The sequence below is a fragment of the Bacillus sp. FSL W7-1354 genome (assembly GCF_038002405.1).
GTDB lineage: Bacteria > Bacillota > Bacilli > Bacillales > Bacillaceae > Bacillus > Bacillus paralicheniformis.
The window spans coordinates 3678975-3699235 of record NZ_JBBOCL010000001.1; the positions used below are offsets into that span (position 1 = coordinate 3678975).

At 47.0% G+C, this 20261-nt stretch carries 19 protein-coding genes; 10 read left to right on the forward strand and 9 right to left on the reverse strand.

Annotated features, from left to right (window positions below):
• Positions 1-6 precede the first annotated feature (6 nt).
• The gene (locus tag MKZ04_RS18750) at positions 7-276 is read right to left on the reverse strand and encodes a GlsB/YeaQ/YmgE family stress response membrane protein (protein WP_017474015.1); all 270 of its coding nucleotides are present in this window, start codon (positions 274-276) and stop codon (positions 7-9) included.
• 170 nt (positions 277-446) lie between these two features.
• On the opposite strand from MKZ04_RS18750, the gene MKZ04_RS18755 reads away from it, so the two are divergent.
• On the forward strand, positions 447-2162 hold the full coding sequence (locus tag MKZ04_RS18755; protein ID WP_145929800.1) for a serine hydrolase: 1716 nt from the start codon (positions 447-449) through the stop codon (positions 2160-2162).
• 59 nt (positions 2163-2221) lie between these two features.
• On the opposite strand, the gene MKZ04_RS18760 is transcribed toward MKZ04_RS18755, so the two are convergent.
• The 6 genes from MKZ04_RS18760 to MKZ04_RS18785 form a co-directional block, all read right to left on the reverse strand.
• A complete protein-coding gene (locus tag MKZ04_RS18760) occupies positions 2222-3544 on the reverse strand; it encodes a (Fe-S)-binding protein (protein WP_328067005.1) in 1323 nt (440 codons plus the stop codon).
• Entirely contained in the window at positions 3541-4953 is a 1413-nt protein-coding gene (gene glcD / locus MKZ04_RS18765) for a glycolate oxidase subunit GlcD (protein ID WP_341046689.1), read from the reverse strand. Before glcD ends, MKZ04_RS18760 begins: the two co-directional genes overlap by 4 nt.
• Before the next feature lie 119 nt (positions 4954-5072).
• On the reverse strand, positions 5073-5375 hold the full coding sequence (locus tag MKZ04_RS18770; protein ID WP_023857786.1) for a PTS sugar transporter subunit IIB: 303 nt from the start codon (positions 5373-5375) through the stop codon (positions 5073-5075).
• On the reverse strand, positions 5372-5704 hold the full coding sequence (locus MKZ04_RS18775) for a PTS lactose/cellobiose transporter subunit IIA (RefSeq protein WP_020450044.1): 333 nt from the start codon (positions 5702-5704) through the stop codon (positions 5372-5374). Before MKZ04_RS18775 ends, MKZ04_RS18770 begins: the two co-directional genes overlap by 4 nt.
• Before the next feature lie 16 nt (positions 5705-5720).
• A complete protein-coding gene (celB, locus tag MKZ04_RS18780; protein WP_020450045.1) occupies positions 5721-7007 on the reverse strand; it encodes a PTS cellobiose transporter subunit IIC in 1287 nt (428 codons plus the stop codon).
• On the reverse strand, positions 6994-8328 hold the full coding sequence (locus MKZ04_RS18785) for a 6-phospho-beta-glucosidase (RefSeq protein WP_026580483.1): 1335 nt from the start codon (positions 8326-8328) through the stop codon (positions 6994-6996). Before MKZ04_RS18785 ends, celB begins: the two co-directional genes overlap by 14 nt.
• A gap of 162 nt (positions 8329-8490) precedes the next feature.
• Between MKZ04_RS18785 and MKZ04_RS18790 the strand changes: the two genes are divergently transcribed.
• From MKZ04_RS18790 to MKZ04_RS18810, 5 genes are all read left to right on the forward strand, one after another.
• A complete protein-coding gene (locus tag MKZ04_RS18790) occupies positions 8491-9225 on the forward strand; it encodes a GntR family transcriptional regulator (protein WP_020450047.1) in 735 nt (244 codons plus the stop codon).
• Positions 9222-9731: a carbohydrate deacetylase gene (locus MKZ04_RS18795; RefSeq protein WP_341046693.1), complete on the forward strand. Its 510-nt coding sequence runs from the start codon at positions 9222-9224 to the stop codon at positions 9729-9731. The genes MKZ04_RS18790 and MKZ04_RS18795 overlap by 4 nt, the downstream gene beginning before the upstream one ends.
• Complete coding sequence (locus tag MKZ04_RS18800) at positions 9695-9955, forward strand: ChbG/HpnK family deacetylase (protein ID WP_341046694.1); 261 nt, start codon at positions 9695-9697, stop codon at positions 9953-9955. Before MKZ04_RS18795 ends, MKZ04_RS18800 begins: the two co-directional genes overlap by 37 nt.
• Positions 9956-10355: 400 nt before the next feature.
• Complete coding sequence (locus tag MKZ04_RS18805) at positions 10356-12152, forward strand: glycosyl hydrolase family 18 protein (protein WP_206761293.1); 1797 nt, start codon at positions 10356-10358, stop codon at positions 12150-12152.
• A gap of 90 nt (positions 12153-12242) precedes the next feature.
• On the forward strand, positions 12243-14324 hold the full coding sequence (locus MKZ04_RS18810) for a glycosyl hydrolase family 18 protein (RefSeq protein ID WP_341046698.1): 2082 nt from the start codon (positions 12243-12245) through the stop codon (positions 14322-14324).
• A 58-nt stretch (positions 14325-14382) separates the two neighbouring features.
• Here MKZ04_RS18810 and MKZ04_RS18815 read toward each other — a convergent pair whose 3' ends face one another.
• Positions 14383-15333 (reverse strand): trypsin-like serine peptidase, encoded by a 951-nt coding sequence (locus MKZ04_RS18815; RefSeq protein WP_023857791.1) that lies wholly within the window; start codon positions 15331-15333, stop codon positions 14383-14385.
• 171 nt (positions 15334-15504) lie between these two features.
• On the opposite strand from MKZ04_RS18815, the gene MKZ04_RS18820 reads away from it, so the two are divergent.
• The 3 genes from MKZ04_RS18820 to MKZ04_RS18830 all read left to right on the forward strand — a co-directional run bounded on the left by MKZ04_RS18820 (position 15505) and on the right by MKZ04_RS18830 (position 18750).
• On the forward strand, positions 15505-16278 hold the full coding sequence (locus tag MKZ04_RS18820) for a glucose 1-dehydrogenase (protein WP_039073164.1): 774 nt from the start codon (positions 15505-15507) through the stop codon (positions 16276-16278).
• 157 nt (positions 16279-16435) lie between these two features.
• Positions 16436-17266 carry a DUF1835 domain-containing protein gene (locus MKZ04_RS18825; RefSeq protein ID WP_341046701.1) on the forward strand — a complete coding sequence of 277 codons (831 nt, stop codon included), beginning with the start codon at positions 16436-16438 and terminating at the stop codon, positions 17264-17266.
• An 86-nt stretch (positions 17267-17352) separates the two neighbouring features.
• Entirely contained in the window at positions 17353-18750 is a 1398-nt protein-coding gene (locus MKZ04_RS18830) for a YcdB/YcdC domain-containing protein (RefSeq protein WP_079289379.1), read from the forward strand.
• Between the two features lie 53 nt (positions 18751-18803).
• Here the strand turns inward: MKZ04_RS18830 and MKZ04_RS18835 are convergent, their stop codons facing one another.
• On the reverse strand, positions 18804-19655 hold the full coding sequence (locus MKZ04_RS18835) for a sulfurtransferase (protein WP_035339249.1): 852 nt from the start codon (positions 19653-19655) through the stop codon (positions 18804-18806).
• Between the two features lie 154 nt (positions 19656-19809).
• Here MKZ04_RS18835 and MKZ04_RS18840 point away from each other — a divergent pair, with 154 nt between their 5' ends.
• Positions 19810-20238, forward strand: coding sequence for a cell wall hydrolase (locus tag MKZ04_RS18840; protein ID WP_023857795.1), 429 nt, complete (start codon positions 19810-19812; stop codon positions 20236-20238).
• Positions 20239-20261 lie beyond the last annotated feature (23 nt).

Here is a 20261-nt window from a genome sequence, read left to right on the forward strand (position 1 = left end):
CATCCATTATTGAGCATTGCGGTTTCGTCCGCCCATACTTCTCATGACAAGACTGACGATGAAAATCAAAATGATCGCACCGATCAGAGCCGGAATGATATTAAATCCGCCGATCATCGGACCCCAGCGTCCCAAAATCATGGAGCCGAGCCATGAACCGATAAATCCCGCGATAATATTTCCAATGATTCCTCCGGGTACATCACGTCTGATAATGAGGCCGGCCAGCCAGCCTAAAATTCCGCCGATGATCAATGACCAAATAAATCCAAACATTGAACAAAACCTCCTTGTTTTTTAGACATTTTCAGCCTTATACCTATCTTTTGGAATTCGTGAATAAATATACAAATTTTCTCTAAATGAAACCATTCGGGCGAACAAACGTATGGAATACGGACACCTGGAACAGGCATAAGACGCTTAAATCAAGAGAGGAGAGTAAAATGAGACAGCCTATAAAGGAATTAAAAGGCTTTCGGGCATTTGCCCTGGAAAAAATGAAGGAGTGGAACGTTCCCGGAGCCGCTGTTGCAGTCATTAAGGAAGACGAGATCATCATGGCGGAAGGGTTTGGATTCAGGGATAAAGAACGGAAATTAAAAGTGAACCCGGAAACGGTATTTGCGATCGGTTCCGCTTCCAAGGCATTTACAACGGCGGCGATGGCGGTTTTGGCTGATGAAGGGAAAATGGAATGGGACAAGCCGGTAAGGGAATACCTCCCGGAGTTTAAGATGTATGATCCGGTGGCAACCGAACGGATGACTCCCCGTGATCTGGCGTGCCATCGTTCGGGCCTCCCAAGACACGAAATGATGTGGTATAATTCCTCCTTTTCAAGGGAAGAGCTTTTCAGACGGCTCCGCTACCTTGAGCCGAATCTGGATTTTCGATCAAAATGGCAGTATCAGAACCTGATGTACATGACGGCCGGTTATCTTGCAGGAAGAATAGCGGGAACGACATGGGAGGAGTTTGTTCATGAGCGGATTTTCAAACCCTTGCACATGACATCCAGCAGCTTCTCGGTCGAAGATATGCAAAAGCTTTCCGATTTTGCCTTTCCATATCAAGAGAAAAACGGAACAGTTGAAAAAATTCCTTTTCGCAATATCGATGTGATCGGGCCGGCTGGATCGATCAATTCCAATGCCTTGGATATGGCAAATTGGGTGCTGCTTCAGCTTGGTAGCGACAAATTCAGCGGTGTTCTATCAGAGGGAAGCCTTCATGAGCTGCATACGCCTTGCATTTCCTGCGACTCCATTCTTAAAGCGAAGGAACTCCCTGTCTGCAGCTATGGGCTCGGCTGGTTTGTTGAACCGTACCGTGGCCGTCATATGATTCATCATGGCGGAAATATTGACGGTTTTTCATCGCTTGTTGCTTTCATGCCTTATGAAAAAATCGGGATTGCCATTTTGACAAATATGAACGGCAGCTTTCTCCCAAATGTTCTGGCGTACAATATTTTTGACCGCTTGCTTGGATTGGAAGAGATTGATTGGAACGGCCGGCTGAAAGGCGAAGCGGAAAAAATAATGAAAGCGGCTTTAGGCGTGGATCGAACCGCGGATCTTACCAAAATTGAAGGAACGAAGCCTTCTCATGACCTGAAGGACTACACAGGTGTATACGAGCACCCCGGCTACGGTGAAATCAAAATAGAGTGTAAAGACGGTATGTTACAGGCGCTCTTCAATTCATTTGTGATGCCTTTGAAGCATTATCATTACAATATATTCGAGATGAAAATGCCGCTCACGGAGATGGCGATGCTCTCATCTTTCATCGCTGATATACACGGACATATCAGCCGCCTTTCCGTACCGTTTGAAATGGCGGAAGGCGCTGGAGAAATCGAATTTGTCAGGAAGCCGGATCAGCGGTTGTACGATCCTGAATTTCTTGCTTCTTTAACGGGCGAATATGCATTGGAAGACGGAACAGATGTCGTTGTGTCTTTCAGAAACAACCGGACGCTCTGGGTTTCATTGCCCGGTCAGCCTGATTACGAACTTGAGCCTTACCGTGAGTTGACATTTCAAATCAAAAACCTGCCGGGTTTCAGCGTCCGGTTCGAAGCCGGCGATTCCGGACAGGTAACAGGTTTGCGCTTCATCCAGCCGAATGGAGAATTTCCTGCTGTCCGGAAATAGCAGCAGAAGACATATTTCGATTTATTTCCCGAGAAATATACCAAATGTGAGCCGCCTAGTCACTCCTGGACGGCTTCCAGCAATAAATCCGCCAGATGAACAGCTCTCACTTGGTTTGTAAGCCCAGCTCGTTCAATGCCGAGCTTCATTTGCAGCAGACATCCGGGATTAGCTGTAACGATCGTAGCGGCCCGGGTCGCTGCTGCTGCTTCCATTTTTGTATCGAGAATTTTCATCGACATTTCGGATTCGACAATGTTATAAATACCGGCTGATCCACAGCAGCTTTCGGCATTTTTCATTTCCTTGAATTCAATGCCGTTGATGCTGCGAATAAGGTATCTCGGCTCAGCGGAGGTGTTCATGACATTTCGCAAATGGCACGAATCTTGGTAGGTGACGATTTGCTGCGGCAGTTCAAGGGATCGCTGATCAAAGTTCAGCTCCAACAGGACGGAAGAAAAGTCTTTCAGTTTCCCTGTAAAAACCGCTGCCCGTTTCCCCCATTCAGAGTCATCTTTCAGGAGATGATCATATTCCTTTAAAAATGCTCCGCATCCCCCTGCATTTGTCACGATAAAGTCCGCGTTTGAATCCTCGAATGCCTGAATATTTCGTTTTGCGAGCAGGATGGCCTCAGACTTTTCGCCGCTGTGTCCGTGGAGGGCACCACAGCAGGTCTGCTGTTCGGGAATGATGATCTCGCAGCCGGCCAGCCGCAGCAGCTCGATGGTTGCCATATTCGTATCTAAAAACAACGTATCCATGAGGCAGCCCGAGAAAAAGGCGGCCCGTTTTTTTCTCTCTCCGATCGCAGGGAGCAGGTGCGGCCGTTTTTTCAGCTGTTTCATATCGGGAACTTTCGGCAAAACAGCCTCCATTTTCGCGAGATGGTCCGGCAAAAGACGAAGTAAGCCCGATTTGCGAATCACATTTTGCATGCCGGAACGCTGATACACGCCGAGTATTCCAGTCAGCGCCCTGATTCTGTTTTGGTGGGGGAAAAGCCCTTTGAATACCGCGCGGCGAAGCACTTTAACCGGAAGGGTGTGTTTTTTGTTCTGCTGAATAATATCCCTTGCTTCTTCAAGCAAGCGCCCGTAGTTTACGCCTGAAGGACATACAGGTTCACACGCCCGGCAGCCGAGGCAAAGCTCCAGTGACCGTTCGACATCCTCATCAGGCTCAATCGCCCCATCGACGACCGCTTTCATGAGCGCGATGCGTCCGCGCGGTGAATGGCTTTCCTGAAAACCGGATTCGATATAGGTGGGGCATGACGGCAGACAAAAGCCGCAGCGCATGCAATTCAGCAGCTCTTCCTCGTCCATTCTTTGTTTAAACTGCTGTTCAATGACCTTTCTTTCGTTAGCTGTCGTCATTTTGTCACCACCACCCGCTTGCGGGAGTCTTTCGCAAATATCTTCCCGGGATTCATGATGCTGTTAGGATCCAGCGCCTGTTTTACCGCCTTCATGGCGGCGATTCCCGCTTTGCCCAGCTTCAGTTCCAGATAAGGAGCTTTCATTTCGCCGACCCCATGTTCTCCGGTGATTGTTCCTCCCAGCTCAACCGCTTTTTTAAAGATGTCTTCAAAAGCCTGTTCGACCCGTTTCATTTCTTCACTGTTTCTGACATCTGTCGTACAGGTCGGATGAAGGTTGCCGTCGCCTGCGTGCCCGAATGTACAAATCGATATTTTGTGCTTTTCGGCGATCGTATTAATTGCTTTTACCATTTCGGCAATTTCAGAGCGCGGTACCGTGGCATCCTCCAGAATGGTCGTCGGCTTTAAACGGGCTAAAGCGGAAAGTGCGGTGCGGCGGGCCTCCCGAAGATTTTCCGCTTCAGCTTCTGTTTGCGCGGTTTGAACGGACACAGCATTTCCTTTTGTGCAAATCTCTTCAATCAGGGCAATGTCACGGCGGACTGCTTCCTCGGTGCCGTCCTGTTCGATCAGGAGAACCGCTTTGGCATGGACGGGAAGGCCGATTTTCGCGAAGTCTTCGATCACCTGAATCGTGGGCTGATCGAGAAATTCGAGCGTCGTCGGAATGATTTTGTGTGCGATGATATTTGAAACCGTTTGGGCTGCAGAGTCGATATCTTGATAGAGGGCGAGGACGGTTTTTTTTGTTTCGGGTGCCGGGATGAGTTTCAATGTTGCTTCAGTAATGATGCCGAGCGTTCCTTCAGAACCGACGAAAAGACGCGTCAAATCATAGCCGGCAACGTCTTTGGCGAGTTTGCCGCCAGTGCGGATGATATCCCCGTTTGCGAGAACGACTTCAAGCGCCATGACATAATCGCGTGTCACTCCGTATTTCAGCCCGCGGAGGCCGCCCGAGTTTTCATTGATGTTGCCGCCGATTGTCGAGATCTTCATCGAGCTCGGATCGGGCGGATAAAATAATCCCTTTTCTTCAGCGGCGTGAATTAAATTAAGCGTGATCACGCCGGGCTGAACGGTTATCGTTAAGTTTTCTTCATCGATTTCTAAAATTCGATTCATATGCTTAAACAGGAGGACAATTCCTCCTTCAGTCGGGCATGTGCCGGCGCAAAGGTTTGTACCTGAACCTCTCGGCACAATCGGAATGCGGTGCGTGTTGCAGATTTTCACGATTTGCGATACTTCTTCTGTGCTGCGCGGGGCTATGACCGCGTCAGGCATCGATTGAAACTGGGGTGTCGCATCATAAGAATAGACGAGCCGTCCGGCGTTCGAATCGTCATAATTGACAGAGCCGACAATTTCAATCAACTGGGATTTCACTTGTGAGGAAATCATGTATGATCACATCCTTTACCAATTATTATACAAAAACAAACGCTTTCAAAAAATCATTCTTTTAAACTTCAAAAAAAAGAACCCGTTTTCAAAGAAAACGCGGTTCTTTGCAGGAGGCATCAGGTTGCAAGGCTGATTGCCTGATTCAGCACTTTTGCACCGTCCATCATTCCATAAGCCATTTGATCAATGACGGCCACGGGCGTATGATAAGGCTCGGCACGCTCTGTCATTTGCCCTTTTAAATACCGGACCTGCGGACCAATCAGTATCACATCAATTTCATCCAGATGACTTGGCAAATCTGCCTCCGCATATGCATTAATTTCGGCCTTCAATGAACGGTTTTTCGCTTCTTCCCTCATTTTTTTGACCAGTATACTCGTAGACATTCCAGCTGAACATACAAGTGCGATCTTCATTTTTCTCTTCCTTTCTGAAGCTCTTGATATAAATGAATCAATTCTTTCGCCAAATCTTTTACAGTCATGGCTGTCATTAAATGGTCCTGCGCATGGATTAATAATAGATTGGGTGAAAGGCCTTCGCCTTGTGCTTCTTTTTGCAGAAGGCGGGTTTGCGCCTGATGAGCTTGGCTCAGCTCCGATTCTGCTTCTTGTATTTTTTGATATCCGGTTTCCCATTCGTGTTGTTTCACAAGCTGCAATGCTTCCATTGCAGAAGAACGCGCATTTCCGGCGTGAAGAATGATTTCAAATGAGACCTGTTCCAATTGTAGTGTATCTGCCATAACATTCACTCCTTACTTATTCGTTTTCTGTCTGGTGCAAGGCGGAACGTTCTGCTGCTTTTATAAACGGGAGGTAGAGCAGGGTGGCTAGCACCAGGTTGAAGATTTGCAATAAGACTCCCCGGACTGATCCTCCGGTGACGAGATACCCGCTGACAATCGGCGGCGTTGTCCACGGAAGGATCGCGACAGTTTTCGGGACGAGACCGGAAGCCAAAGCGACATATGACGTAATCGTTAAAATTAATGGAATCAAGATAAACGGAATGAACATGATCGGGTTTAATACAATAGGAAGTCCGAACAGAACGGGCTCATTGATGTTAAAAAGGCCGGGTGCGAGAGACACCTTCCCGATCGTTTTGTAGTGCTTCGATTTCACGGCAATTAAAATGCCGGCAAGCAGAGCCAATGTCGTTCCCGATCCCCCCATAAATACGTAAGAATCGAAGAAAGGCTTTGTCACAATATACGGCACTTCAAAAGCGCTCATTCCTTGCGAGAATAAGTGTTGATTTTCCTGAATAAGCGGGAGGTAGACGGATTCCATGATCGGCCCGAGGATATTTGTTCCATGCAATCCAAAGAACCAGAGCAAATGATTCAAGAAAGTGAAAATCAAGGCTGACCCAACCGTGTTGGAAAGACCTTGAAGCGGCTCTTGAATCGTGCTGAAAACAAGCTCATGGATGCTTTGTCCCGAATAATGAACAATCAGAGCATTACATAGCCCGGCAGTGGATAAGATGACGGCAGCCGGCAATAGAGCATTCAAGGATTTTGTGACGCCGTCAGGCACTCCTTCAGGCATTTTGATTTTCCATTTCTCATTTTGTGAAAACAGCCGGAAGACTTCCGTCGACAGCAAAGCCACGATTAAGCCGACGAACAGGCCTTGTGCTCCCAGCCAAGTCATTGAAAAGCCAAAGTCTTCAGTGGTCGGCGTAAGCACGGCGAATGCGCCAATCCCGATTAAGGCGGCAGACAGGCCATCTGTGTGATAGGACTCGGCCAGCTTAAAGCTGACAGCCGCAACGGCTAAAAGGCTCAACAGAGCAAAAGAGCCATTCCATATCGCCCCGCCGACAGCAGTCCATCCCTCTCCGAACAGGCCGGTCATAAAGTTTTGAAACGCCGGTATTGGAAAATTATTAACCAGGATGGCGAGGGAACCGATGATAATAAGAGGCATAATGGCGATGAATCCGTCGCGTATTGCAATCAGGTGTCTTTGGGAACCGATCTTTCCGGCGATCGGCATGATGTTTGCTTCGATGAATGCCATCATTTTATTTTGTTTCATGTTCACAGACCTCCTCAAAAAATTGCGGGAGGTAACGTTTATGCGCCTCGAGCATTTCATCCAGTACCTTTTGAGCTTTGTGATCAGAGGAGACCAACGGATTGGTGATCATGGCTGAATATGCCGTATTGTAGTCGCCGGTGACCGCAGCTTCAATCACTAATTGTTCAAATTTTTTCATCAGGCAGATCGGCCCGCAAATGGCAGCAGGCAGTTTTCCGACGGTCAGAGGAATCGGTCCGCTTTTTGTAATGACACTGTTGACTTCGATCACCGCATCATCGGGAAGGTCTGGTATGCTTCCTTTATTCAGTGTGTTCACGGTCTGAATATCCATTGAATGATGATAAAGCGAGTTCATTAATGAGCAGGCTGATTCACTATAGTAAGCCCCGCCGCGGCCTTCCAGTTCTTTAGGCTTCTCATGGATCTCGGCGTCTTTGTATTTCTCAAACAGCTGCCGCTCCACTTCCATGACGGTTTCCGCTCGTGTTCCGTTGTTATTGTACGCTTCGATATCTTTTGCGAGCGCATCTTCATGTTGATAATAGTACTGATGGTACGGGCTCGGAAGCATACGTAAAGACCGCAGAAATTGGCGATTCCACGGCAACGCCGCAATATTGGAGGGCGAGTAGCCGAGGTGATCATTCAACAGATGCTCAATCGTCTCTTCCGTCCGGTCGATGCCGTCGATCCATACCCTTTTTCCGAAAACAAAATGGTTGAGGCCTGCGAATTCAATCATGACGCGGTTCACATCCACGCCGAATATTTCTGCAATGCTATTTTTCATGTTGTAAGGAATATTGCATACCCCGACGACCTTTTGATGAGGTCCGTGCTTCAGCAAAGCTTCCGTCACGATGCCGGCCGGATTGGTAAAGTTGATCAGCCATGCTTCGGGACAAATCTTTTGGATATCGCGAGCGATATCCAGCATGACAGGAATTGTGCGGAAAGCTTTAAACATACCGCCGGCTCCGTTTGTTTCCTGCCCGATTAGGCCGTGGCTGAGCGGAATTTTTTCGTCTAAAGCTCTCGCCTTCAGTCCGCCGACTCTGATTTGAACCGTGACGAAATCGGCACCTTGCAACGCTTCTGCCCGATCTATTGTATGGCTCAGTTCGATGGGAACCCCCGCATGCCTGATCATTCGCTTCGCGAGTTCTGAGACGATGCGAAGTTTTTCTTTGCCCTCCTCGATATCAACAAGTGCAATCTCATTCACCGGAAATTGATGCTGCCGTTTGATGATGCCTTCAATAATTTCCGGTGTGTAGCTGGACCCTCCGCCTATAACAACTACTTTCAGCGCCATAATCCCCCTCCTTCATTCTCTTTATATGAAAGCGCTTCACACAATTGAAACTTAACATGTCATAACAAATTTGTCCATACATATTTGTTATGACAAATTGTTTTTTTTAGGAACCTTTTGTGTTATTCTATAATTACGAACACACCCCAAAGGAGAACATGTATGGCGAAACAACCACAGCTCCACAGTCAAATTAAACAAGATATTGTAGATAAGATTGAAAGCGGTTATTATCCGCCTGGCAGCCTGCTGCCGACGGAGTCCGAGTTTTGCAAACTGTATGATGTCAGCCGGACGACGCTGCGGACCGCGCTGAATCATTTGCTTATGGAAGGGGCCATTTACCGAAAGCAGGGAAAAGGGACATTTGTCGCCAAAGGAAAAGTAAAGCAGATCTTGAGCTCCAGCAGCCTCCGTTATGCAGAGCAATTGAAGGCTCAAGGCTTTAAACCGAAAATCAAAGTTGTTGATTTGCAAAAAATAAAGCCGTCTGAAAAAATCCAAACCCTCCTCGGAATCGACGCTGAACAAATGGTCTATCAAATCAAAAGAATCCGCTATGCGGACGATGAAGAAATCCAGTTTGAAACAGCCTATATCAGAACGGATCTCGTCCCCGAAGTAACGGAAGAAATGGCGAATATTTCACTTTACCAGTGCATCAGCAGGCAAGGAAACAACATAAAAAGAACAGAGGAACAAATCAAAATTGTGATTTCTGATGAGGAGATTGCACAACATTTAAATATTACACAAGGCACACCTTGCTTCCAGATATCGACGCAAACATTTTTGGCGTCGGAAGAAGTCGTCGAGTATTCTATGGCCTATTTTCGCGGTGACCGTGTTGAGTTCTTCATTGAACGTGATTATGAACAAAGGGGGAATGAAAGGTGAAATCTCTAATCATAAATGCGGATGATTTTGGATTTTCAAGGGGAGTCAACCTTGGAATCATTGAAGCTTTCCAGCACGGGGTGCTCACATCGACTACGCTCATGGTCAATATGCAAGAAGCGGAGCATGCCGTCGAACTCGCACGGCAAAATCGTGAACTCGGAGTCGGCGTCCACTTGGCATTGACGGCCGGGCGCCCGATTCTCGGCGGACTGCATACGATAACGGATGAAGAAGGGAATTTTCGCAAGCTTTTGTACTACCAGGGTTTCTTCGACATTGACCTTGATGAAGTATACCGAGAGTGGAAAGCGCAAATAGAGAAAGCTTTGTCTTTCGGTTTAAATCCGACACATATCGACAGCCATCATCATATTCATACATACGGAAATCTCCCTGAGGTGTTTGTAAAGCTTGCGAAAGAGTATGACCTGCCATGCAGAAAGGTCAATCATGATCATCCTTCACTGTGGAAGGGTGTAAGTCGAACGATGCTTTTGAGCTGAAAGTCGATCGATTGAAGGATCTTTCGAGCATCCTTCGTGATTATCAAGACGCAGCAGTGATTGAAGTGATGTGCCATCCGGCTTACGTCGATAAATGTCTGCTTGAAAAATCGTCTTTCCATTATCCTCGGGTATATGAACTTTCACTGCTGACGGAACCTTCTCTTAAATCGGCTTTGCAACAATGTCCGGATATTCGTCTTACGTCTTACGCTAGTCTATGAAGAGGCTAGAGGCGCCGCTTCTATTCCTTAAATGGAGTAGAAAGCGGCGGTTGTGTAGTCAATGTCTTCAAGTTGACAGTTCAGAAAATTCTGATTAATATAGATTTGTCATAACAAATTCAGCAACCCTTCGCCATTAAAAAGTCTTCTTTTATACGCAAATGTATAGACATCTATACGTGTTTCACCCTCAGCACAACCAGCTTTTCCAAACGAACACACCCGAAATTTTAATGAAATCATGATGTCAATCTCATTTATGTAAGCGTTTTCCCTTGTTGGCTTCTGTGCAGCTGCAGCTATTAGATGACAAGGAAAAATATAAAACAAACAAAAAAGGCGGTGAGGAATAGGAGATTTCTAGTTTCATGGTTTGTCAAAAAAATTGGATGAAAAGGAGATGAACATCGTGTTGGTCAACAAAAGCAAAAAGTTTTTCGTTTTTTCTTTCATTTTTGTCATGTTGCTGAGCTTGTCATTTGTAAATGGGGAAGTTGCAAAGGCCGATTCCGGAAAAAACTATAAAATCATCGGCTACTATCCATCATGGGGTGCTTACGGAAGGAATTTTCAAGTTTGGGATATGGACGTTTCAAAAGTCAGCCACATTAATTATGCTTTTGCTGATATTTGCTGGGAAGGAAGGCACGGGAACCCCGATCCGACAGGCCCCAATCCCCAAACATGGTCATGTCAGGATGAAAACGGAGTGATCGACGCGCCAAATGGAACAATCGTAATGGGCGATCCCTGGATTGACGCACAAAAGTCAAATCCCGGGGATGTCTGGGATGAACCGATCCGCGGCAACTTTAAACAATTGCTGAAGCTGAAAAAGAGCCACCCTCATTTGAAAACGTTCATATCGGTCGGCGGATGGACTTGGTCTAACCGCTTTTCAGATGTCGCGGCAGATCCTGTGGCAAGGGGGAATTTCGCCGCTTCGGCCGTTGAATTTTTAAGGAAATACGGGTTTGACGGGGTCGATCTTGACTGGGAATACCCGGTCAGCGGAGGATTGCCGGGGAATAGTACACGGCCGGAAGATAAAAGAAATTACACGCTGCTCCTGCAAGAGGTGCGTAAAAAACTTGATGCTGCAGAAGCAAAGGACGGCAAGGAATACTTGCTGACGATCGCATCCGGCGCAAGTCCGGAGTATGTGAGCAACACTGAGCTTGATAAAATTGCTCAAACCGTGGATTGGATTAACATCATGACCTATGACTTTAATGGCGGATGGCAAAGCATAAGCGCCCATAATGCGCCGCTGTTCTATGATCCAAAAGCAAAAGAAGCAGGCGTTCCAAATGCTGAGACCTACAACATTGAAAACACTGTGAAACGCTATAAGGAAGCCGGTGTCAAAGGGGACAAATTAGTGCTTGGAACACCGTTCTACGGAAGGGGCTGGAGCGGTTGTGAGTCCGGCGGCCACGGAGAATATCAGAAGTGCGGACCGGCGAAAGAAGGGACATGGGAAAATGGAGTATTCGACTTTTCAGATCTTGAAAAGAATTATGTAAATCAAAACGGCTATAAAAGGTATTGGAACGATCAAGCGAAAGTGCCGTTTTTGTATAACGCGGAAAATGGCAATTTCATCACTTATGATGATGAACAATCATTCGGCCACAAAACGGATTTTATTAAAGCAAACGGATTAAGCGGAGCGATGTTCTGGGATTTCAGCGGCGATTCCAATCGGACGCTTCTCAATAAATTGGCAGCCGATTTAGATTTTGCACCGGACGGAGGCAATCCGGAGCCGCCTTCATCGGCACCTGTGAATGTGCGTGTAACCGGAAAAACTGCTACAAGTGTCAACCTGGCTTGGGATGCGCCGAGCAGCGGAGCAAACATTACGGAATATGTCGTGTCATTTGAAAACCGGTCGATATCTGTAAAAGAAACATCAGCGGAAATCGGCAACTTGAAGCCGGGTATGGCCTACTCATTTACAGTTTCAGCAAAGGATGCCGATGGAGAACTCCATACCGGACCAACAGTAAAGGTCACGACGAATTCTGACCAGGCATGTTCATATGACGAATGGAAAGAGACGAACGCATACACGGGCGGAGAGCGGGTTGCATTTAATGGAAAAGTGTATGAAGCGAAATGGTGGACGAAAGGCGACCGGCCGGATCAATCCGGTGAATGGGGCGTATGGCGGCTGGTCGGAGGCTGCGAATAACAGAAAGTCAAATGGATAGAAAACGATAAAGAGAGATTTGGGAAAAAGCTTCTCACGTCTCTCTTTATGGACAAAGGAGTCTGAATAAACATGAAGATAGCCGCTTCATCTATTTTATCCTGTGTGCTGCTCCTTGCGCTTTTTATCCCGAACCGGCACATTTCTGCAGAGACTTCAAATGAACAACCGGACTGCCGTCCGGAAGGGCTTTGGGACTCAGACGTTGAACATGTGCCGTACTGCGATGTATACGACCGGGACGGCCGTGAAAAGCTTGCCAATCAGTTAGACCGGAGAATCATCGGGTACTTTACAAGCTGGCGTACTGGAAAAGGCAATCAAGATCGTTATTTAGTAAATGATATCCCCTGGAAGTACTTGAGCCACATTAATTATGCGTTTGCCCACATCGGGGAAGATCATCGGATTTCAGTCGGAGATGAGACAGATGAGAACAACCCGTCCATCGGGATGACCTGGCCGGAGCATTCCGATGTAAAAATGGATCAAACCTTGCCGTATAAGGGGCATTTTAACCTTATCCATCAATATAAAGAGAAATACCCGAATGTAAAAGTTTTGGCGGCTGTCGGCGGTTGGGCCGAAACCGGCGGTTATGTTGACAGGGACGGGAAGCGGATTCCAAGCGGCGGCTTTTATTCGATGACAACGAATGGAGACGGATCTGTAAACCACAAGGGTATTCACACCTTTGCGGAGTCGGTCGTTGCGTTTCTCAGAAAATACGAGATCGATGGAATCGATATTGACTATGAGTACCCTACATCAATGCAGGATGCAGGAAATCCTGCAGATTGGAACATCGCCAATCCGCGGCGCAACGGGTTAAATAAAAGCTTTGAGGCATTGATGAAAATATTAAGAGAAAAGCTTGATCAAGCGTCCGCTGAAGATGGAAAGTACTACATGCTGACCATTGCAGCGCCATCATCGGCATATTTACTGAGAGGGATGGAAACGTTTAAGCCGCTTCGATATGTCGATTATGTCAATATCATGTCCTATGATCTTCATGGAGCCTGGAATGAGTTTGTCGGACCGAACGCTTCTTTATTCGATAACGGCGAAGATGCCGAACTCAAGCATTCCAACATATATACTACGCCGGAATACGAAGGGATCGGATATTTAAATACGGACTGGGCTTACCATTATTTTAGAGGAGCTATGGAATCGGGGCGAATCAATATCGGTGTTCCTTATTATACGAGAGGCTGGAAGAATGTGAACGGCGGAGTAAACGGGCTGTGGGGAACATCCAAAAGCGCAGATTGTCCTCAGGGACTCAGGCAATGCGGTGACGGAGCAACTGGAATCGATAATATTTGGCACGATAAAGATGAGCAGGGGAATGAAATTGGAGCAGGGGCAAACCCGATGTGGCACGCCAAAAACCTTGAAAAGGGCATTGCCGGTTCTTATCTGGAAAGGTATGGATTGAGCAAGGCTGATTTGACAGGCGCTTATCAAAGGCATTATGACGCGGGGCTGGCAGCGCCTTGGCTTTGGAATCCAGAAAAGAAAGTGTTTCTATCGACAGAGGATGAGGAATCGATCAAAACGAAGGCGGATTATGTCGTTGATAAAGGAATCGGGGGTGTCATGTTTTGGGATTTGAGCGGTGATTATGACTGGTATCCCGAACGAAACGGCAATAAAGGAGAATACGATATTGGCAATACTTTAACGAGCACGCTGTATCACAAATTCTCGGATACAACACCATACGATAACCGGCTCAGCACATCGCCTTTTCCTGATGAATCATTGGATGTAGACATAGAGCTGACGAACTTTCCATTAGGAGATCAAAATTACCCGATCCACCCGGTAATGAAGCTGATCAATAACAGCGATGTCACGATTACGGGAGGTTCTGTTATCGAATTTGATGTGCCGACATCCACTTCCCCTCGGTTTGGAAGCTGGAGCGGCGATCAAGTTGAAGTGATTGCTAAAGGGCATACGGGACCGAACATTGGCGGACTGACGGGAGATTTCCACCGCATCGGAGTGACTCTATCAAGCTGGAAAACGATTAAACCTGGTGAGGCGGCGGAGTTTCAGCTTGTTTATTATTTGCCGATCAGCGGCCCTTCAAATTTCACGATATCAATAGATGGAAAAAAGTACAGGCTTAAAGTGAAGTAAGTGTGCAGCCGTTAGATATAACAGCCCGTTCCAAAAGGAGGCGGGCTGTCTTCGTGTGTTATTGGGCGCTGTTTTTCCAGTTGCTCAAATTGTCAAACACTTCTTTTGTAATCCGGGTGCCTCTGTTGTACGAAGAGCCGCCGTATACTCCATTTGTGTGGACGGCAAGCGAGCATGGACCGCTGCAGTTCGTTCTTGAACTGCTTTGTTCGAATACCGGTGAACCGCTCTGGCCTCCGTACGTGTCCATTGCATACTGCAATTTATACGTTTCGGAGATGGCAATCGGTCCTGAATGCTGCCATTGTGTGCCTGTTGTTTTATCGCCTGGATAACCGCTGATAGTAACAGTTGTCCCGACAAGTGATGAAGTGGTGTACGAGTATCCGAAGTATCCGACAGTATTGCCGATTGGTTCGCTTAGTTCGATTGCACCGTAATCGTAATTGGTGTTACCGCTTCTCCATCCTGACGGAATAAAGTAGCGCGTCGATTTAACAGAGCCGTAAGGGTAGCTTGTCCCGTTCCGTCCCGGCGAAACAGTAGCTGTCCCGGCAAATGAACCGCTTGATGTGTCATAGATGCAATGTCCGGCTGTTGCGACGGTTTTCGGACCGATCATCCATCCGGTGCACGAACCGATGCTGCTTGAAATATGAACGATCGCTCTGTACGGATATGCGCTTGTGTTGGTCACCCTTGTCCGATCATCAGAACCAATCACCGATTTAATGCTGTAAGGAGCTTTGGCGGAGGACTCTTTTGCCGTTTTTTCCTTTGTTTCATTCACTTTGCCGGTGCCTGTAAATGCCTTTGAATACGAGCCGTATTGATCGCTTTTCATGTTTGGATCATAGGTAACCGATGTTTCCGCTTTGTATGAAGGATCGCTTGAAACAGGAGAATGAGGCGATGGTGCGGCTTGGGCCGGGTGGATACCTAAAGAATAAATAGAAATACCAATGAGACCTGTGATCAAACCTCGTTTAACACTCTTTTTACTAACCAAATCGTATCACTTCCTTATTTTGTTGTAAGTTCAAGTTAGATATTAACAAAATAATTCTGAATTTTCCATATGTTTAAAAAAGATCATACTAGAGGCATGTATTCACATTTTGTTTGATCATATTGATACCGGGTAATGTACATGAAGAAAAGAAATTGAGGGGGGTTTAAGTTGTACAGTGATTTAAAAGGAAAAACAGCAATTGTGACCGGTTCTTCAAAAGGTATAGGCAAGGCGGTTGCAGAACGGTTTGGAAAAGAAAAGATGAATGTGGTTGTCAATTATCGCAGCGATCCCGGAGGCGCACGGGAAGCCGTCGACAATATTCAAGCAGCGGGCGGAAACGCCCTTGCGGTAGAAGCTGACGTGTCTTCTGAAGAGGATATAAAAAAGCTGATTAAATCAGCAGTTGAACATTTCGGCTCACTTGATGTCATGGTCAATAATTCAGGATTTAACGGCGCAGAAGCCCTCCCGCACGAACTTGAACTTGGTGAATGGCAGAAAGTGATCGACGTTAATTTAACCGGTACGTTTCTCGGCGCACGGGAAGCCTTAAGATATATGGCGGACCGCCACATGAAAGGGAGCATACTCAATATATCAAGCGTTCATCAGCAAATTCCGAGGCCGAAAAATGTTCATTACTCCGCTTCAAAAGGCGGAATGAAGCTTTTGACAGAAACGCTTGCCCTTGATTATGCGGACAAAGGAATCCGCGTCAATTCGATCGCGCCGGGAACGATCGCAACCGAAAGCAATGAAGACTTGGAGGGAAGCCACAAGTCGGCACAGCTGAAAAAGATACCGATGAACGAATTTGGCGAGCCTGAACAAGTGGCTTCCGCAGCGGCATGGCTTGTGTCGAAAGAAGCCGCCTATGTAACGGGCGCGACTTTGTTCGTTGACGGCGGTATGACGCTTTACCCGTCACAGCTGGAATAGCAAGTGCATTTTTCAGCTCCCGTTCTGCCTTTTTCGAATGGCGGAATGGGGGTTTTTTATTGCGTCACCTTTTATATCCTGTTTTTGTATATAATAGTTAAAAAGATGAGTTTAATAGCTTTAATGCTATTACAACTTAACTAACAAGGAGATTATAATGCAAAACAATGTCGTTCACATTGCCTTCGGCGAATCTGTCGGCGGCAGTATCAACATGATGCTCAAACAGTCGGGAGGAACCCAGGAAAAGAGTCTGATCGTCCTTCCTGAATTATTTTCCATCGGGCCGCTTCAAAACCTGGAAATTAAAGAAGGCAGGGTCAATCGTTATGAATGGTTGAAAACATATCTCAATGACCGATTTCACGAGCTTGGAGAGATATACAGCCGTTTTGAAGATGCGGTTTCTGCATTAAGCTGTATTCAGGAGCAAGCCTCCGTCTTTATGTGGACGGGCGATCATGCACACGAACAAACGGGCCTGAGATTTGTACATCATATCCTTCGGCAAATGAACCTGGCTGTTTTCCATCTGAATACGTCGAAGTACTTTCCCTATACCCGAAGTTCTGGTGAATTGAATGATGAAAAACTGAGATTCATTTATGAACAAGGGGATCAGTCGGCTTTGACAGCCGCTGAAAGACGGGGCCTTGCGGAGGAATGGACAGCGCTGTCTCAGCAGACAAGCGTGTTGCGAGTATGGGAAGACGGCAGAATTAAAAGCGTGAAAGAAGACTTTTATGATTCGTTCATCATCGGCAAGCTCGCACAGCTTCAAAAAAACCGTTCAACCAATACCTTTATCAACTGTCCCCGCCTGATCGGCGAAGTCATTGGCCATCTGAAGGAGAACATCGGAGATGAATTCATCGAGTACCGCATTTTAGAGCTGATCCGCAAAGGCATTTTTGAGATGGAAGGCGTACCAAAAGGAATGAGATATTTTAGCATAAGGTTAAAATCGCCATGTAAGTTCACCATTTAAATCCAATTATCTCAATTTTCATGAAACGATTAATGGTATATTTCGTATACATAAGGAGACGAAAATGAAAGAGAGGTAGACAGGATTTGGTTCGTGAACAGTTAAAACAAAAAGCGCAGTCCATCAGTAAGGTTCCCTCACATTATCAGCTCATGATCGAAGATTACGGAGAAAAGGACGAAAAAGAGAGGCCGGTTTTTTTCGTCTGGAAGGATATTGAAGAGCCGGATCAGGACATATCGGTAGAGTTAGATCATCACGGCCGCTTAATCAGTTTGACAAAAGAGTATGAACCGGCGGTCGAGGAATCTCTTCCAGAGGAAAGGCTGCTGAAAATCGCCCTTCAGTTTACAGAACAGCATTACCCGAGTGCGTCTCATGAATTTGTTTACCATGAAAAGAAGGAAACAGAACAATTCGTCCGTTTTACGTATGTTCAGACTGTCCTTGATCTTCCGCTGCCGCAAACAGGCTTTTACGTCAAGGTCGCCAAGAACGGAGAAGTGATGGAGTTTCGCTATAACGGTGGAACAAGCTCTTTCTCCATTCCAAAGCAGATCGCTGATAAGGAATCGGTGACAGCCGATTATCTTAAACATATTCAATTCGAATTGGCGGTCGAAAAAGTCCGCAGTGAGCTTTATGAAGGGGGAGATGATCGCCCGCATCTCATTTACGAAGCAGACTTGCCGTTTTTCAGCTATCCTGCTGATATCACGGAAAAATGCCATATGAAGCCTGCGGCGGATGAAGAGGAAGAGGAGGAAACATTGCCTCTCCCTTTGCTGCCTGAGGCTGACCGTCATGCTGATATCGATGATATGATCGGCTATACTCCTTCGATGCGGAAAATCCGTGAAACCGATATGGGAGAGTCAATTGGAACGGTATGGCGCCTGGGAAACGATCCTGAGCCAAGAGACCGGAGTATAGCCGGCTACTTCGAAACATGGAACAAAAATACGTTGAAAATCATGAAAGATAAAAAGTCAGGGAAGCTCAAAGGGGTAGCTTCTTTCATCAAATCAGAAGGACACCTTTCCTTGAGCGTGGAAGACTGCTTGAAACGGGCGCTGCAATTTTTGTACAAGCTTTATCCCGGCGCAGATCAGCTTTTTCGAATGCATCCGGCGGAAAATGACGGGGACAGGCAAAACGCTTTTTTTCAATTTGATCTTCAATACAAAGAGGTGCCGTTAAGGCTTGGCTCTGCCAATATCAGTATCAGTCGGACAACCGGCAGGGTCGTCGGTTATAACGGTCCGGAAATCGAGCCGGAAGCGCTGGCCGATCTGAGTCCTTCGCCATCTATTTCAGAGGAAGAAGCGAAAGCGGTTTTTGCAGCGGCATTTGATGTGAAGCTGCAATGGGAAAGGGATTACAGTCGGGAAAAGGATGACTTCTACAGGCTTATTTACCGGCCGGTCTACCCATACTTTATCGATGCCCATGACGGAAAGGCGTTTATGAGCAAAAACATGTAATAAACGGCGGCTGGCTAAGGCACAAAGGCCCCCGGCCGCCGTCTCTTGTAAGATCAGGTGTCGTCCTCTGTCCCAGTGGAGATCGGATGGTCGGGGTAGCTGATCCAATCGCTCCAGCTGCCGGCATACAGCTTCACATTTTCAAATCCGGCTTCTTTCAGGCCGAGCACATTTGGGCAGGCTGATACGCCCGATCCGCAATAGACGACAATTTCACTGTCCGGGTCTAAAACAGCATAGTGCTGTCTGAGTTGTTCTTTGCTTTTCCATAATCCGCTTTCGGTCAGATTGCCTTTCCAAAAAAAGTTTTTGGCTCCGGGAATATGGCCGGCCCGGTGATCGAGTGGCTCGTTTTCCCCTGTGTATCGGGAAGGATCACGCGCATCAATCAGGATGGAGCCTTTTCTGCCGATTCGCTTCAGCACGTCTCCGGCATCAAGGAGTTCGTTTTCTCTGAGCGCCGGCTTAAACTCGCGCTGGATAGGACGGGGAACCTCGGCGGTCATCGCATAGCCCGATTTGATCCAGTTGGACAGCCCCCCATCCATAATATAGACGCTGTCATGCCCGAGGTAGTGAAGCTGCCACCAAAAGCGCGCTGCAAACATGCCGCCGCTGTCATCATAAACAATGACATCTGTTTCCCGGTCAATGCCGATTTTCCCAAGCTTTGCGGCCAGACGGTCAGGGTCTTGAAGCGGATGTCTGCCGCCGTGCACTTCCGCATTACGCGACAGATCCTCTTTTAAATCAATGTAAACGGCTCTCGGCACATGGCTTTTCGTATACGTTTTCCGGCCTTCGTCCGGTTTTGTCAAATGAAACCTCACATCGACAATAACCGTTTGGTCCGGATTTTCCCTTAATCGTTTGTATACCCATTCAGGGCTTTTCAATACTGACAATCCGATCCCTCCGCTCCCCTTTGTTTTTTCTCGGGTTCTGATAATAGAAGAATAGCTTTCTTTCATGGGGAATGTCAAAGATAAATCCCGAAATCGTCATCACCTAAATGAAACAGAATATGATAAAGGTGACGACATCATGGGGGTGACTAAAATGGCAGTAGTTAAGGCTTCTTCTAAAGATATCAATCTTTTGGCCAGACTTTTGAGAGCGGAGGCTGAAGGTGAAGGTGTGCAAGGAATGCTGATGGTCGGAAATGTCGGAATCAACCGCATCAGGGCAAACTGTTCCGACTTTGTGGGACTTCGCACCATTCCGCAGATGATCCATCAGCCGCATGCGTTTGAAGCCGTGACGCACGGTTATTTCTATCAAAGGGCACGGGAAAGCGAAAGGCGCTTGGCGCGCAGGGCGATCAACGGAGAGCGGCTCTGGCCGGCAAAGTTCAGTTTGTGGTATTTCAGACCGGCAGGGGCGTGTCCCGCACAGTGGTATAATCAGCCGCATGTCGGCCGCTTTAAAGCGCATTGTTTTTATGAGCCGACAGCGGAAGAGTGTGAGAATGTCTATAATACGTTTTAATAAAAACATCCCTTTTCAACGGA

Coding starts and splice junctions, on each gene's coding strand:
- MKZ04_RS18805 (WP_206761293.1), top strand. CDS start 10,356: ATGAACATCGTGTTGGTCAACAAAAGCAAAAAGTTTTTCGTTTTTTCT.
- MKZ04_RS18825 (WP_341046701.1), top strand. CDS start 16,436: ATGCAAAACAATGTCGTTCACATTGCCTTCGGCGAATCTGTCGGCGGC.
- MKZ04_RS18760 (WP_328067005.1), bottom strand. CDS start 3,544: ATGACGACAGCTAACGAAAGAAAGGTCATTGAACAGCAGTTTAAACAA.
- celB (WP_020450045.1), bottom strand. CDS start 7,007: ATGAAACAAAATAAAATGATGGCATTCATCGAAGCAAACATCATGCCG.
- glcD (WP_341046689.1), bottom strand. CDS start 4,953: ATGATTTCCTCACAAGTGAAATCCCAGTTGATTGAAATTGTCGGCTCT.
- MKZ04_RS18810 (WP_341046698.1), top strand. CDS start 12,243: ATGAAGATAGCCGCTTCATCTATTTTATCCTGTGTGCTGCTCCTTGCG.
- MKZ04_RS18840 (WP_023857795.1), top strand. CDS start 19,810: ATGGCAGTAGTTAAGGCTTCTTCTAAAGATATCAATCTTTTGGCCAGA.
- MKZ04_RS18750 (WP_017474015.1), bottom strand. CDS start 276: ATGTTTGGATTTATTTGGTCATTGATCATCGGCGGAATTTTAGGCTGG.
- MKZ04_RS18785 (WP_026580483.1), bottom strand. CDS start 8,328: ATGGCGCTGAAAGTAGTTGTTATAGGCGGAGGGTCCAGCTACACACCG.
- MKZ04_RS18790 (WP_020450047.1), top strand. CDS start 8,491: ATGGCGAAACAACCACAGCTCCACAGTCAAATTAAACAAGATATTGTA.
- MKZ04_RS18775 (WP_020450044.1), bottom strand. CDS start 5,704: ATGGCAGATACACTACAATTGGAACAGGTCTCATTTGAAATCATTCTT.
- MKZ04_RS18755 (WP_145929800.1), top strand. CDS start 447: ATGAGACAGCCTATAAAGGAATTAAAAGGCTTTCGGGCATTTGCCCTG.
- MKZ04_RS18770 (WP_023857786.1), bottom strand. CDS start 5,375: ATGAAGATCGCACTTGTATGTTCAGCTGGAATGTCTACGAGTATACTG.